At 37.4% G+C, this 13,139-nt stretch carries 15 protein-coding genes; 6 read left to right on the forward strand and 9 right to left on the reverse strand.

The features are described from left to right. Positions 1 to 82 precede the first annotated feature (82 nt). Complete coding sequence (locus NV349_RS18030; RefSeq protein WP_271910788.1) at positions 83 to 1,591, reverse strand: leucyl aminopeptidase; 1,509 nt, start codon at positions 1,589 to 1,591, stop codon at positions 83 to 85. An 83-nt stretch (positions 1,592 to 1,674) separates the two neighbouring features. Between NV349_RS18030 and NV349_RS18035 the strand changes: the two genes are divergently transcribed. After that, positions 1,675 to 2,199 carry a divergent PAP2 family protein gene (locus NV349_RS18035; RefSeq protein WP_058844844.1) on the forward strand — a complete coding sequence of 175 codons (525 nt, stop codon included), beginning with the start codon at positions 1,675 to 1,677 and terminating at the stop codon, positions 2,197 to 2,199. A 90-nt stretch (positions 2,200 to 2,289) separates the two neighbouring features. Here NV349_RS18035 and NV349_RS18040 read toward each other — a convergent pair whose 3' ends face one another. From NV349_RS18040 to NV349_RS18060, 5 genes are all read right to left on the reverse strand, one after another. Then, on the reverse strand, positions 2,290 to 2,619 hold the full coding sequence (locus tag NV349_RS18040) for a YuiB family protein (RefSeq protein ID WP_036119784.1): 330 nt from the start codon (positions 2,617 to 2,619) through the stop codon (positions 2,290 to 2,292). Positions 2,620 to 2,924: 305 nt separating this feature from the next. Next, positions 2,925 to 4,718 carry a carbon starvation CstA family protein gene (locus NV349_RS18045; RefSeq protein ID WP_058844843.1) on the reverse strand — a complete coding sequence of 598 codons (1,794 nt, stop codon included), beginning with the start codon at positions 4,716 to 4,718 and terminating at the stop codon, positions 2,925 to 2,927. A 118-nt stretch (positions 4,719 to 4,836) separates the two neighbouring features. Beyond that, on the reverse strand, positions 4,837 to 5,574 hold the full coding sequence (locus NV349_RS18050; protein WP_058844842.1) for a LytR/AlgR family response regulator transcription factor: 738 nt from the start codon (positions 5,572 to 5,574) through the stop codon (positions 4,837 to 4,839). A gap of 6 nt (positions 5,575 to 5,580) precedes the next feature. Further along, positions 5,581 to 7,332: a sensor histidine kinase gene (locus NV349_RS18055; protein ID WP_058844841.1), complete on the reverse strand. Its 1,752-nt coding sequence runs from the start codon at positions 7,330 to 7,332 to the stop codon at positions 5,581 to 5,583. A 24-nt stretch (positions 7,333 to 7,356) separates the two neighbouring features. Next, entirely contained in the window at positions 7,357 to 7,854 is a 498-nt protein-coding gene (locus NV349_RS18060) for an NUDIX hydrolase (protein ID WP_058844840.1), read from the reverse strand. A 159-nt stretch (positions 7,855 to 8,013) separates the two neighbouring features. Between NV349_RS18060 and NV349_RS18065 the strand changes: the two genes are divergently transcribed. After that, positions 8,014 to 8,565 (forward strand): hypothetical protein, encoded by a 552-nt coding sequence (locus NV349_RS18065; RefSeq protein WP_036119763.1) that lies wholly within the window; start codon positions 8,014 to 8,016, stop codon positions 8,563 to 8,565. Positions 8,566 to 8,751: 186 nt separating this feature from the next. Next, complete coding sequence (gene satA / locus NV349_RS18070; RefSeq protein ID WP_271913614.1) at positions 8,752 to 9,273, forward strand: streptothricin N-acetyltransferase SatA; 522 nt, start codon at positions 8,752 to 8,754, stop codon at positions 9,271 to 9,273. Between the two features lie 212 nt (positions 9,274 to 9,485). On the opposite strand, the gene NV349_RS18075 is transcribed toward satA, so the two are convergent. Further along, on the reverse strand, positions 9,486 to 9,860 hold the full coding sequence (locus NV349_RS18075; RefSeq protein ID WP_036119760.1) for a HesB/IscA family protein: 375 nt from the start codon (positions 9,858 to 9,860) through the stop codon (positions 9,486 to 9,488). 186 nt (positions 9,861 to 10,046) lie between these two features. On the opposite strand from NV349_RS18075, the gene NV349_RS18080 reads away from it, so the two are divergent. Further along, positions 10,047 to 10,739 carry a DUF2225 domain-containing protein gene (locus tag NV349_RS18080; protein ID WP_058844838.1) on the forward strand — a complete coding sequence of 231 codons (693 nt, stop codon included), beginning with the start codon at positions 10,047 to 10,049 and terminating at the stop codon, positions 10,737 to 10,739. Positions 10,740 to 10,787: 48 nt separating this feature from the next. Here the strand turns inward: NV349_RS18080 and NV349_RS18085 are convergent, their stop codons facing one another. Continuing rightward, positions 10,788 to 11,024, reverse strand: coding sequence for a NifU family protein (locus tag NV349_RS18085; RefSeq protein ID WP_004228295.1), 237 nt, complete (start codon positions 11,022 to 11,024; stop codon positions 10,788 to 10,790). 83 nt (positions 11,025 to 11,107) lie between these two features. On the opposite strand from NV349_RS18085, the gene NV349_RS18090 reads away from it, so the two are divergent. Then, positions 11,108 to 11,443 carry a YuzD family protein gene (locus NV349_RS18090; RefSeq protein WP_271910796.1) on the forward strand — a complete coding sequence of 112 codons (336 nt, stop codon included), beginning with the start codon at positions 11,108 to 11,110 and terminating at the stop codon, positions 11,441 to 11,443. Positions 11,444 to 11,514: 71 nt separating this feature from the next. Here the strand turns inward: NV349_RS18090 and NV349_RS18095 are convergent, their stop codons facing one another. Then, the gene (locus NV349_RS18095) at positions 11,515 to 12,579 is read right to left on the reverse strand and encodes an NAD(P)/FAD-dependent oxidoreductase (protein WP_141905623.1); all 1,065 of its coding nucleotides are present in this window, start codon (positions 12,577 to 12,579) and stop codon (positions 11,515 to 11,517) included. Positions 12,580 to 12,848: 269 nt separating this feature from the next. Between NV349_RS18095 and NV349_RS18100 the strand changes: the two genes are divergently transcribed. Next, positions 12,849 to 13,085, forward strand: a complete 237-nt coding sequence (locus NV349_RS18100) for a YuzB family protein (protein ID WP_036119739.1) — start codon at positions 12,849 to 12,851, stop codon at positions 13,083 to 13,085. The last annotated feature ends 54 nt before the right edge of the window (positions 13,086 to 13,139 follow it).

The following is a 13,139-nucleotide window of genomic DNA, read 5'->3' on the forward strand; positions in this document are numbered from 1 at the left end:
GTAGAATGCCTATTCTATCGGGATTAGTGCTTAAATCACAAAAAATCAGCGAGAACAAATTCCCGCTGATTGCCATTCTCTCTTACTTTTCTTCCCCTAAACGTTGAACAAAATTCGCAAGCGTACGTACCATAACCCCAGTACCGCCTTTAGGCCCTAAATCATGTATAGCCACTGCATCAGATGTGCCAGCAATATCTAAATGAATCCATGGCGTATCGCCAACAAATTCGCCTACAAAGCCTCCACCGAAAATCATATGACCATCACGACCTGGAGAGTTGTTTAAATCAGCTACATCTGATTTACGAATTCGTTTTTTATCATTATCTGTTAAAGGCATACGCCAAACAAATTCATCTGTCTCATTTGCAGCTTCCATAAATGCTGCGAAAAATGCATCATCATTCGCAAGAGCACCTGTTTTATCCATACCTAGCGCAGTAATGACGCCTCCAGTTAAAGTAGCAACATCAATCAGTGATGTAGCACCTTGCTGTTTAGCATATGTAGTTGCATCTGCCAGAACTAAACGTCCTTCTGCATCCGTGTTTAAGACTTCAACCGTTTTCCCACTATACGTAGTAATCACATCATCTGGTTTAAATGCTGTATCAGATACCATGTTATCTGTAGAACCGATAACAGCTACAACATTTTTATTTGGACGTAATTCACCGATAATTTTCATCGCTCCAAGCACAGCTGCTGCGCCGCCCATATCGCCTTTCATACCGACCATTGAGTCTTTTGGCTTTAAAGAATATCCACCTGTATCATACGTTACCCCTTTACCGACAAGGCCAATTGGATCTTCAAAATCTTCAGTCGCTTTATATTTTAAAGTAATTAATCGTGGTTCTTCATATGAGCCTTGGTTAACACTTAAAATACCGCCCATACCTAGTTCCTCTAATTGAGCTTTACCTAAAATCTCTACTTCAAAATCATACTCTACTGCAAGTGATTGTGCATAATTGGCTAAATCAGTTGCTGTTAGTAGATTTGGTGGTAGATTAATTAAACTACGAGCTTCATTGACAGCATCCGCATAAATTACACCTACTTCAAAGCTAGCCACAACCTCATCTATATCCTCTGACATTGTCACAAGATGAACAGCATTAATACGTTTATCTACTTCGTTTGAAGTTGTTTTGTAATGAGGAATAGCATAATAGCCAAGTCCAATTCCTTCTCCTGCTAAAAACGCTACATCTGTAGTTGCAATTGAATCTGTTGTAAATGATTCAAGCCAAATGGAATACTCTTTTGCCTTTAAAGCTTTTAATTCTTTTCCTACTAAACCAAATGCTGCGCGAATATCACCTTCTGTTAAGTTTTTACGCTCGTCCAGGCCTACAAATAAAATACGTTTAAGGTTCGCATGGTCTTTCACAAATGGCAATTTCGTTAGTTTCTTTAATTCTGTTGATACGTCCCCAGCACTAATCCACGTATCAAGTGATTCACCGTAAAAAGATGAAAAGCTTGTCCAATCCTGCATTTGTTCACGATGTTTTGTGACTCCCACCACTAATAGTTCTGTAGAAATCGTTTCAAATGTTTTTGCTTCTTTTACAATATGCATGTAAATTCCTCCATTCCATATACTATTATAACGAAGTTTCTGAAAAGTACGTAATATTTGCCTGTATCTTCTTTTAGAAAATAATGAATGTTATAATAAAAGCAATTATTTGCGAAGGTTGTGATGAATTGAGTTTACTTCAAAATACCCCATTACTAATTGCCCTCTTTGCCGTTCTCTTTGCACAGTTTGTCAAAATCCCCATCCATTTTTTAATGACTAGACAAGTGAATTGGAGCCTGTTTACCTCGACGGGTGGTATGCCTAGCTCTCACTCTGCCTCAGTCACTGGACTGGCAACCTCGATTGCTTATGAGACGGGGTTGGAATCCCCTATTTTTGCAGTAGCCGCTATGTTTTCCATTATTGTGATGTACGATGCCAGTGGTGTTCGTTACCAAGCAGGACAGCATGCCGCTATATTAAATCAGCTGCGCAAGGACTTCCAAACATTGCTCCATGATTTAAAAAAATGGCCTCAGATGGATGGGCAGGAGAAAATGGAGGAATTAAAAACATTATTAGGTCATAAACGAAGCGAAGTATTTTTTGGGGCTCTCACAGGTATTTTTATCGCCATCATAACCTACGAGTTTTTCATATTATAAGCAATAAAAACACATCCTCTAGAGGGAGGTTGTGTTTTTTTGTATAAAAAAAGTATTCTTCCTTCGATTGAAAGAAGAATACTCAGCAAGTTAGAACATTCGATATCCACTTTTTCGTAAATAAATCATCACGATACCTGCCACAATGGAACCCGCAAATCCACCTGATAAAATAGCAATATCTACAAACTGTAGCGCCTGTAATTTATCGATTAGTGCTGGGAATGCAGAACCTGGCTTAAAAATATAATCTAAGAAGCTTACTTCATCTACAATAAAGATGACAACGATTGGATACACAATCGACATTAACCATGTCATACGTAACAGCATATTTAACAAAAATCCGATACCAAAGAACATGACGAAAAATAACAATATTGAAATGATTAACTGTACTAATGAAACTGGACCATCCATGTATGTATAACCTCCGTTTTCCTCTCATTAGTTTACATGATTACGACAACGCTTTCAATGAACATATCCTTGTTTTCGCTTGTTCGACATATTTAGTTAATCTTTCAGTTATCGTGGATTTTTGCAGGTATTCTTTCTCTTAACAAGAGTATTTCTTTGTCTTCCGCGAGTATTCCTCCTCCTATCGAGAGTATTTCCCTGTCTTCTGCGAGTATTCCTTCCTTCATCGCGAGTATTTTCCCGCTTTTATCATCAAAAAACTATTGAAGATAGGACTTCTAATCTTCAATAGTTTTACTGTTTCTTTATGAAGCTGTTTGAGCTAGCAAGAACTTCGGTGATTTCCAAAGCTGTGCCCATTTTTTAAAGGCTGTGATGACGATTAATAAACCGAGCATCAGCATAATAACGGATAAGATGCCATTTAACATATTGAAGCCTGCAGCTGCTGGATTCCAATACACATTTTTAATCATCCAATAGCCTGCAACATTGACAGTGACGTATAAATAAGCCAATGGAATAAAGCATGTTAACGCATAAACTCGCTTATCTGCCACCTTCAATACCATCGTCACTCCACATACTAAACCAATAGCTGCCATCAGTTGATTGGATACACCAAATAATACCCAAATGGAGCTAATATCCCCCGAATACAATAAATAACCCCACATAAAGCAGGCGAGTGCACTGGCAAAAATTGTACCCGGTACCCAATTGGTACGCTTCAATGGTTTATAAACATTGCCACCAAAGTCTTGAATCAAATAGCGAGCTACTCTCGTTCCTGCGTCAATAGCTGTTAGAATAAAGACAGCCTCAAACATTATTACAAATTGATAGAAATAAGAAGATAACTCTGCGAACCAAGGAATGCCTGTAAAGATATCTGTCATTCCAACAGCCAAGGTTACAGCGCCTCCTGTTCGTCCCTCTAAATCCATGCCAATGCTTTGAGACAAGGCTTGTAAATGAACAGGCTCCATCCCTAATGTGGCAAATACAGCTGGTGCTGAATTAATCGCAAAATAGTCTGCTGGATGAAGGGCTGTAGCTGCAATCAAGGCCATCACGCCTACTAATGACTCTACTAACATTGCGCCAAAGCCAACAATACGAATATCTTCCCAACGATCAATCATTTTAGGCGTCGTTCCTGAGCCTACAAAAGCATGGAAGCCTGAAATAGCTCCGCAGGCAATCGTAATAGACACAAATGGCCATACAGGACCTGCAATTACTGGGCCACCGCCATGAATAAATTCTGTTAACGGCGGGAACTGAATAGCAGGATTGACAAAGAAAACGCCAATAATTAATGCAATAAATACACCAATCTTCATGAAACTACTTAAATAATCACGTGGGGCTAGTAATAGCCATACAGGCAAGGCAGCGGCGAAAAAGGCATAAATCGGTAAGATAATAGCTAATGTATCACGGTCAAACGTTAAAAATTCACCAAATGCTGTACCTTGAATAAGTGGCCCGATAAATACGCCAATCATCAATAAAATAAAGCCTACTGTGGATGTTAAAATTAAATTGCCTGTTTTTCGATAAGCAATCCCTACTAGTATCGCGATTGGAATAGTAATCCCTACCGCAAACGTTCCCCATGGATTACGTTCTAAAGCTCCTAACACCACCATTGAAAGACCTGCCATAGTAATCGTAATAATAAATAGCATCGCAAGGCCTGTACAGAAGCCAGCAATAGGACCAAGCTCCTCCTTCATCACTTCTGATAAGGATTTCCCCCCATGACGCATGGAAGCAAATAACACAACAGCATCATGGACAGCCCCACCAATTACCGCTCCTATTAATAACCATAGAAGTCCAGGTAAATACCCGAACTGTGCAGCTAAAATCGGTCCAACCAATGGTCCTGCGGCGGCAATCGCTGCAAAATGATGCCCAAAGGTTACCCATTTATTCGTCGGAACATAGTCCTTACCATCTTCCAAAGCATGCGCTGGCGTGGGCGTATCATCTTTTATTTTGAGTACCTTTTTTGTAAAGAATATGCCATACAAACGATAGCTAATCACCAAAACACAAATAGATCCTATCACAATTGTAATCGCATTCATGCAAACACCCCTTTTACTTTTTTCACATCATAGCAAAGGAATGTCCCCCATATTCATAAAATTAACTGAAATGTCAGAAATCAAAGTTGAAATGTCGTATTCTTCTATTGAAATGCAACTATTTTGATAGGTCAAAAATTTTCCGTACATCCTTCATATACAGCCTACTAACCGGAATTGAATGTCTGTTGTGCAATATTAAATTATATTTAGAACTACTCCAAGGCTCTAGTTCCACAATATGCTCTAAATTAACAATGAACGCACGATGGACACGCACAAAACCTTTTAAAGCCAGCTTCTTCTCTAACGCTGCCAATGACTCCGAAGCGAAAAATCTCCCTTGCTCTGTCACAACCACCGTTTTACTGTCCTCAGATGTACAATATAAAATATCCTGTATTTTCATTAATAAAATTCGATCGTTTACATAAACCGTTAATTTATCGAGCTTGTCCAACTGTGAAAACTTTATTTCTTCCATTGTTTTTACCTGGGCAGCTCTTTTTTTAGCTAATAGCTTTTCCACAGTAGCTTGTACTCTTTGTGCCTCAAATGGTTTCAAAATATAATCAAAGGCACTGACCTCAAATGCCTGTAATGCATATTCATCATAGGCTGTAGCAAAAATAATTTCGGGTCTTTGTGCATCTAACAGTAGTTGCTTAGCTAAATCGAGTCCATTATTCATTCCTAACTCAATATCTAAAAATACACAATCTATCTGTTCATACTGTTTGCAAAAGTCCTCTAGATTTTCAGATTCGCCACAAACATTTACTAACGCTGTTTGCTCTAATAAATACCTCAACTCAGCGCGTGCCAACGGTTCATCATCCACAATATATACATTCAATCTTTTCTACTCCCATCTAGTCGCCTTTAGCGGCAGTTGAATCATTATTTTCGTTCCTACATCCAATGTACTCGCTATATGAAAATCTGCCTCTGTGCCGTAAATTTCATGAATGCGTTGGTAAATATTCCATAACGCCGTTCCTGTTCCTTGCTCCGATTGCATAATATGTTTACCGAGCTGTTTCACCTGTTCTTTTCTCATACCACAGCCATTATCTTCCGTTACTAGTACTAGCTTATCGTTCACTCGTTGTACTTTGACAAAAATCTTGCCTTCCTTGCGGTTTTTAAAGGCATGATAAATAGCATTTTCAACAAGAGGCTGTAATGTAAATGGAGGAATTTGCACATCAAAGAGTGTTTCATCCATCATAAATTCGACTTCGTAACGATTAGGAAATCTTGTTTGCTCAATGGATAAATAAGCCTCAACATGATCAATTTCATTTTTTAATGGAATGAGCATTTGCCGTGCGCCTTGCAAATTGCTTCTAAAAAATGTGCTTAGTTTGATCAATAGTGCTCTTGCCGCATCTGCATCTGTTCGGATCAAGCTCGAAATCGTGTTCAGACTATTAAAGAAGAAATGAGGATGAACTTGTGCCTGTAATGCTTTAATTTCAGCGTCTTTTAATAACTTTCGCTGTTGTTCAATTTCAGCATATTCGAGCTGTGAGGAGAATAGTCTACTTAAGCCCTCCGCAAGTTCCTTCTTCACTCCTGTTAAAGATTCTGCTTTCGTGAAATAGAGCTTTAAGCTTCCAACAGTGCGCTGCTGTACCATTAAAGGCAGAACAATGGCAGCGCTTAATGGGCAACCATCATGTGGACATTGAATCTCCTTTGCCGAAGTAGCCATTAAAATTTCGCCTTCCTTTAATACACGTTTCGTTAGAGCTGTCATAATTTCACGATGAATTAAATGATGATCCTCACCAACACCGACATGTGCCAATATGCCCTTTTTATCAGTAATAGCGACCGCCTCCACTTTTATTTCCCTTTTAATAATTTCAGCAACCGTTTGGCATGATTCTTCATTCAAACCCTTACGAAAATGCTCAATCGTTTGTTGGGCAATCGAAAAAGCTTGATGTGTTTGTAAAGCTTTTGTCCGTTCTTCCTCATCAATAAATGTTTTAATAATCATGAAAAATAAAAATATCCCAAAGGCATTCATCAAAATCATTGGCAGCGCAATTAACGATACTAACTGCAAAGCTTGCTCGAATGGCTTCGCGACTACTAAAATGACAATCATCTGAATCGTTTCCGCACAGATTCCAATAATGACAGCTTTCTTATAGGAAAAAGTTTGACGTATTTTGAAACGTTTGCTTAATCCACCTGTCATAAAGCCAGCAAGAATCGTCGAAACACCACAGGCTATCGCTGTAAAGCCCCCAAGTGTAATTCGGTGAACACCTGCAATAATCCCTACACAAACACCTACAAGGGGCCCACCAAAAATACCTGCAATGGCTACGCCGATTAACCTCGTATTAGCAATAGCCTCCTCAGCATTGATCGTACTATGTATCATCTGATTTAAAGGATGAATCGTACCGCTTTCAATTTTAATACCTGTATAGCTACTAATAATACATAAGCTACTAAAGATAATGATAAGCCATATTTTCTCCTTCTTTCCTTGCTCCTGAAACAGCTTCTCTCGAAAAAGTCTCCATCTGGACATTAAAAAGGCAAACACAATGATCAAACCGACTCGCTCCAGCATAAATAAAAATAACTCCATCATAGCCTTCCTCCTGAAGTCATATCATTTTTTAAAGAACAGTCGATAAGAGGTATAACCAAAAATATCGCCAGGATTAATCCCCTCTATCGCTTCTAATTGATGTTTTTCGAATTGATTGGATGCCATTTCTTTTAACATAACCGAGGTTGTTTCATCCTGTGCTAGCTCATGAGGATACAACCATTTGGCTTCTAGTATTTCTTTTTCCTGAATGCATACCTGTTGCTGCTCATCTAGCATATGACAATAAAAAATCGCCATATTATCACTAATGTCATCACGGATGACACCCGTTCTAAATCCAATTAAGCCTGATACACTGCAATCAATTCCTGTTTCTTCTTTGATTTCACGAATGACCGCCTCATCCACTGTTTCACCTGCGTTGACAAACCCTGCTGGCAATGACCAACGTCCTTTCAAGCCGCTATAAGCCTTTTTCACAACTAACCATTGTCCAAGCTCATTGACCGTAACACCTGATACACCCAACCATATTTTTCCTCGATCTTTTTTCATAACCTTCACCTCTATCTAACTATTATACCTGCTTGCTTTCAATGGAATGAAGCTTTTATTCAGAATTTTAAGACCAATCTTTATATACTATAAAAATGCGTATACATACCTTATTTGTAAATATGTTACACTTTTAATAACAAGGAAGTTTGATTTATTATGTTAAATGCACTCTCAGTGCGAGCAAAGTACTTTATAACAGCACTTATGTTAGCAATATTAACTCCTTTTCTTGCCTTTTTTATGCCCTTAACTATATCGCATACATTTTATTTTAATAGGGATAATGTCGTACTGATTACACCTCCTAGCAACTTTATTATGCTTTTAATAGCCATCGGATTGATAGTATTAGCTTTGATTGTCCTCGGATTAAAAAGAAATCCATATATTTACGCCATTTCTTCTGCAATCATCTTAAGCAGCTTCGTATTAGGTTATTATTCTTTTTTAAGCTATAGCGCCATACAAAAGGATCAAATCGTTTTTCAACATTATCACAAACAAATTATTTATAAATGGCAAGATATAAATGAGGTTATCTACGAATATGAAATAGGCTCTGTAGGAACGTATTACTTTCAAACAACAAACAATGAACAATTTGTTATCGAGGAAAACGGACAATTTGGTCTCGATGAAAAAAGGGCCATTTACCAGCTAGCTATTTTAAATGAGGCAAAGTTTATTGAGCGTGAAAAATCTGATTAGCCCATGAAAGAAGCCCTTTTCTTAGAACTGACTGTACATTAACTATTATTTCATCAAAGAGGGTCCCACCAATGTAAACATGTAAATTCCAATTTCATGCTGTCGGGAATTCCATTAAAGAAGGTAGATGTTAGTTTGGCTTAAGATAGGTAGAAATCCTACCTCAATGGAGAAAGGGAGATGAAAATGATTATTAAAATGACTCAAGATAATCTAAAGGATTTTAATAAAACAAACGACGGTTTTATGGTTTCAGGAAGGATTGTACCGACATATGCAAATAATATTTGGACATTCACAGAGGAAATATTTGCTGAGCCTTACTTCAAGAAATATAATGATGATGAAATGGACCTTCGTTACATAGAGGAAGTCGAGAAAGCTGTATTTTTTTATTATATTGAAAACAACTGTGTTGGGCAGATTAAGATGTGCTCCAATTGGAATGGATATGCACTTATTGAAGATATTGCTGTTGCAAAGGATTATAGAAAAAAGGGTGTTGGTACTGCCTTACTAAATAAAGCAATTGAGTGGGCAAAAGAAAGGAGCTTTTGTGGTGTCACGCTTGAAACACAGGATATCAATGTTTCAGCTTGTCATTTTTATGCCAAAAATCACTTTATAATAGGTGCAGTGGATACAATGCTTTATGCAAACTTTCCAACAGCAAATGAAATAGCGATTTTTTGGTATTATAAATTTTAGATTATTAGAATGCCCTGTTTCATTATATAAACGGGGCTTTCGTTTTAAATTTTTATATTTGCAAACCATAGTAAAAGCCTCTTCAATTTGTTGTTATCCCAACATACAAATCAAAAAGGCTTGGTATCTATAACCCTAAACCGCTATTTTAGGGTTGTGTTCTTATTTTAAGGATTGTGTACACTTATCTATCAACTTCCTGATACAAGTTTTTATTCACAAACCTCAGGTGTACCTTCACGTTTAGCTGTTTTAAATGAAGTACCACAGCCACATGATGCAATAGCATTTGGATTATCGATTGTGAAGCCACCGCCCATTAGCGATTGTTTATAGTCAATTTTTGTTCCCATCAAAATCGGCGCATCTTCACGGGAAACAAGAATTGTTAAACCATGCTGTACATCTTCAAAGTCATCTTCTTTTTTCTCTTGATCAAAGTGCATGCCATAGGATAGTCCGCTACAGCCGCCACCGTTCACCACTACACGTAAAAAAGAACCTTGTTCTTCATTATGCTCCATCATTTCATTAATATGAAAGCCAGCAGCTTGTGTAACTTCTATTACTTTTTTTGTACTTGTCATCCCAATCACCTTCCTTCTTACGTATTATCATATCAATTTTGACCATTGTATGACAAACATTCAGCTTCAAGTCGATTTTTAGTCATAATTCTAATATTTTTCACATTTTTAGTATTTTTTATTCATGTTAATAAAAACTCTATTGGTATAATAGTTACAACGACTTCTTTGTAGGGGGGAATATATATGGAGATTTCACCATATTACGAAAAAAAAATTCAATGTTTGAATTGCAAAAAAGAATTTCCAACATTAAAGGTACGCTCAAAATTTATTAAAGTAGACCATACCGAAACAGATTTTCAACCGATCTATGCAGATGATGTCAATGCTCTTTATTACAACGTCTTTGTTTGCGAGCATTGCGGCTTCTCCTTTACAGAAGACTTTACAAAATATTTTGCACCAGGTATTCAAGATGAAATTCGTACACACATTACGGAAAAATGGGTGCACCATGATTTCAAGGGTGAACGTACCGTATTTCAAGCGATTCAAGCCTATAAGTTAGCTTTTCTTTGTGGGACAATTAAAAAAGAAAAAAATGTAGCGATTGCCGGATTAACTCTACGTCTTGCTTGGCTCTATCGTTCGTTGAACAATAGTGGACAAGAGGAGCGCTTTATGAAATTAGCACGTGATTATTATATGGAATCTTATTCTACCGAGGATTACAGCTCCACACAAATGTCAGCTGTCCGCATCATGTATATGATTGCTGAATTATCCAGACGCATTGGAGATATTGAAAATGCCACACGTTTCTTTTCAAGAGTCATTGAAAAACAAAGTGCTGGGGGCGAAGCAAAAATTGTGGATATGGCGAAAGAGCAATGGGCCATTATACGTGAAGAGAAAGAACATGCACGCCATGTATAGCTGAAAAAAGTTCTAGCTGTGCTGACAGCTAGAACTTTTTATGATAGCTTAGAATACTTGCTCTACTTCCACAATACCTGGTACTTCTTCTAGTAAAGCACGTTCAATACCAGCTTTTAATGTAATCGTAGAACTTGGGCAACTGCCACATGCACCTAATAAACGTAATTTAACAACGCCATCCTCAACATCTACTAATTCACAGTCTCCACCGTCACGTAGTAAGAATGGACGTAATTTATCTAATACCTCTTGTACTTGGTCGTTAATTGTTGCTTCTGCCATTTATCTCGACTCCTTTCCTTATAATGATTATAATGTTAGCAACAGAAAAAATCCAATATTGAATCACAAGGAGAGAAAATACTATGCCATCAACAAAACCGATGATTGAAATTTATGGAACAGCTGTTATCTGTGCTAGCTGTGTCAATGCTCCATCTTCAAAAGATACATATGAGTGGCTTCAAGCAGCCATCGACCGTAAGTACCCAGAGCAAACCTACGATATTCGCTATATTGATATTGAAGGTCCAATTGAGAATGATCGCGACCAAGAGTATGCCAAACGTATTCAAGAAGATGAGTTTTTTTACCCTCTTGTCCTCATAAATAATGAAGTTGTTGGTGAAGGCTATGTGCAATTAAAGCCTGTATTTACAGCACTTGAAAATTTAGGCTTTGTTCCAGACGAAACTGTTTAAACAAAGCTAAGGGATTGCTTCAACATGATGTTAGAGCAATCCCTTTTCTCTCTATGAAAGACAGTAGCTAATTAATCATTTTGACGTTTGTAATACCATAATAATCCTGATTTCATTAAGCGCGCGATACGTCCAGTGACTGTTGTATCAGCTAAGTACACAAAGCCTTGTTTTTTACCAAGAGCCCCCATGAAGCCTTTTAATTTAATGTCTGGCATCTTCTCTGGTAAATGTTCACCTTTCCAACGCATACGAAGTACTTTTACGATTTGCTCCGCTTGTTCCTCAGCTAACTGTGCTGTTGGAGGTAATTCTGAAGAAGCACAATCCCCTACAATATAGACATGTTCATCATCAAGTACATTAAAATACTGAGTGACAAGTGGACGGTCATGTTTATCTTTCTCAACATCCATATCACGAACGATTTTGACAGGCTGTACACCTGCAGTCCAAACGACAGCATCGAGTAATATTTCATCTTCGTGATTGAAAATTTTACCTGGTTCTACTTTTGTAATATTGGAGTTGGCTATAACATCAACATTATGCTTAACAAACCAATCTTTTACATACTTACTTAGTTTTTCTGGAAAATCCTTAAGAATACGTTGACCACGGTCAAATAACTTTATTTTTAAATCTGATCGACTTTCACGTAGCTCACTTGCAAGCTCAATTCCACTCAAGCCAGCCCCTACAATTCCCACTGTAGACCCAGCCGGTAAACCACAAAGTGCTTGGAATGTTGCGCGCGATTGTCCCATCGTTTGAATGCTATATGTGTGCTCTTCCGCACCTGGTACACCATGATATTTATCTTCACAGCCAAGCCCAATGACTAAATCATCATATTCAATACGTTGCCCATCTTCTAAAAGGACTACTTTTTCTGCACGATTAATTTCAACGACTTCTCCATATACAGCCGTTAAACGTTCATGCTCTGGGAAGCTTACACGAATTTCTTTATCTGTTGCAGTCCCTGCCGCCAATGCATAAAATTCTGTTTTTAAACTATGGAAAGGGGCTCTATCTACTATAACTACCTCTCTGTCTAATGGTAAGCTATTTAATAGACGAAGCATGACACGCATATTGCCGTAGCCGCCACCTAAAAGTACTAATTTACCCATAATAGTCTCCTTTTATATCTCTTTTAATAATTGTTCACAAAGTATCCACAAACGAGTATAACCGATTGTGAGAAGTTTCACAATATCAGAATGAAATTTTGTGAAAGATTTCACATAATAAATGAGAACTTGTTCATTTCGATTGATTTTAGAGCTATTAATAACGAATTCCCTTTATCTTTTATCAAAAAACGTTTCTTTTACCTTAAACATAAATAATTGACGAAAATCGTAAAACCGAGTAGCATTACTTTGGTGAGGTGACATGAATGAATCCAATGGTTGAATTTTGTATAAGTAATTTAGCAAATGGCTCTCAAGCAACTTATGAAGTACTCGAACGCGACCCAAACATCGACGTTTTGGAATATGGCTGCCTCAGTTATTGTACAAAGTGCTCGGAATCTTTTTATGCAATTGTAAATGGTGAATTAGTAGAAGCCGATTCTCCTGATGCATTAACGAAAGCCATTTATCAATTTATTGAAGAAAATCCATTATGGTAGTTTTCTAAAATGCCTATATGAAATAAATTTGAACAAATAAAAAGGATGTTATGC

Origin of the sequence: Lysinibacillus sp. OF-1, from assembly GCF_028356935.1 — a bacterium.
Lineage (GTDB): Bacteria > Bacillota > Bacilli > Bacillales_A > Planococcaceae > Lysinibacillus > Lysinibacillus fusiformis_D.

What these genes read in the sequence shown, in the direction of transcription:
- NV349_RS18030 (WP_271910788.1), bottom strand. Translation starts at nt 1,591, where the DNA reads ATGCATATTGTAAAAGAAGCAAAAACATTTGAAACGATTTCTACAGAA.
- NV349_RS18045 (WP_058844843.1), bottom strand. Translation starts at nt 4,718, where the DNA reads ATGAATGCGATTACAATTGTGATAGGATCTATTTGTGTTTTGGTGATT.
- NV349_RS18055 (WP_058844841.1), bottom strand. Translation starts at nt 7,332, where the DNA reads ATGGAGTTATTTTTATTTATGCTGGAGCGAGTCGGTTTGATCATTGTG.
- NV349_RS18100 (WP_036119739.1), top strand. Translation starts at nt 12,849, where the DNA reads ATGAATCCAATGGTTGAATTTTGTATAAGTAATTTAGCAAATGGCTCT.
- NV349_RS18035 (WP_058844844.1), top strand. Translation starts at nt 1,675, where the DNA reads ATGAATGTTATAATAAAAGCAATTATTTGCGAAGGTTGTGATGAATTG.
- satA (WP_271913614.1), top strand. Translation starts at nt 8,752, where the DNA reads ATGATTATTAAAATGACTCAAGATAATCTAAAGGATTTTAATAAAACA.
- NV349_RS18075 (WP_036119760.1), bottom strand. Translation starts at nt 9,860, where the DNA reads ATGACAAGTACAAAAAAAGTAATAGAAGTTACACAAGCTGCTGGCTTT.
- NV349_RS18065 (WP_036119763.1), top strand. Translation starts at nt 8,014, where the DNA reads ATGTTAAATGCACTCTCAGTGCGAGCAAAGTACTTTATAACAGCACTT.
- NV349_RS18095 (WP_141905623.1), bottom strand. Translation starts at nt 12,579, where the DNA reads ATGGGTAAATTAGTACTTTTAGGTGGCGGCTACGGCAATATGCGTGTC.
- NV349_RS18090 (WP_271910796.1), top strand. Translation starts at nt 11,108, where the DNA reads ATGCCATCAACAAAACCGATGATTGAAATTTATGGAACAGCTGTTATC.
- NV349_RS18080 (WP_058844838.1), top strand. Translation starts at nt 10,047, where the DNA reads ATGGAGATTTCACCATATTACGAAAAAAAAATTCAATGTTTGAATTGC.
- NV349_RS18085 (WP_004228295.1), bottom strand. Translation starts at nt 11,024, where the DNA reads ATGGCAGAAGCAACAATTAACGACCAAGTACAAGAGGTATTAGATAAA.
- NV349_RS18040 (WP_036119784.1), bottom strand. Translation starts at nt 2,619, where the DNA reads ATGGATGGTCCAGTTTCATTAGTACAGTTAATCATTTCAATATTGTTA.
- NV349_RS18060 (WP_058844840.1), bottom strand. Translation starts at nt 7,854, where the DNA reads ATGAAAAAAGATCGAGGAAAAATATGGTTGGGTGTATCAGGTGTTACG.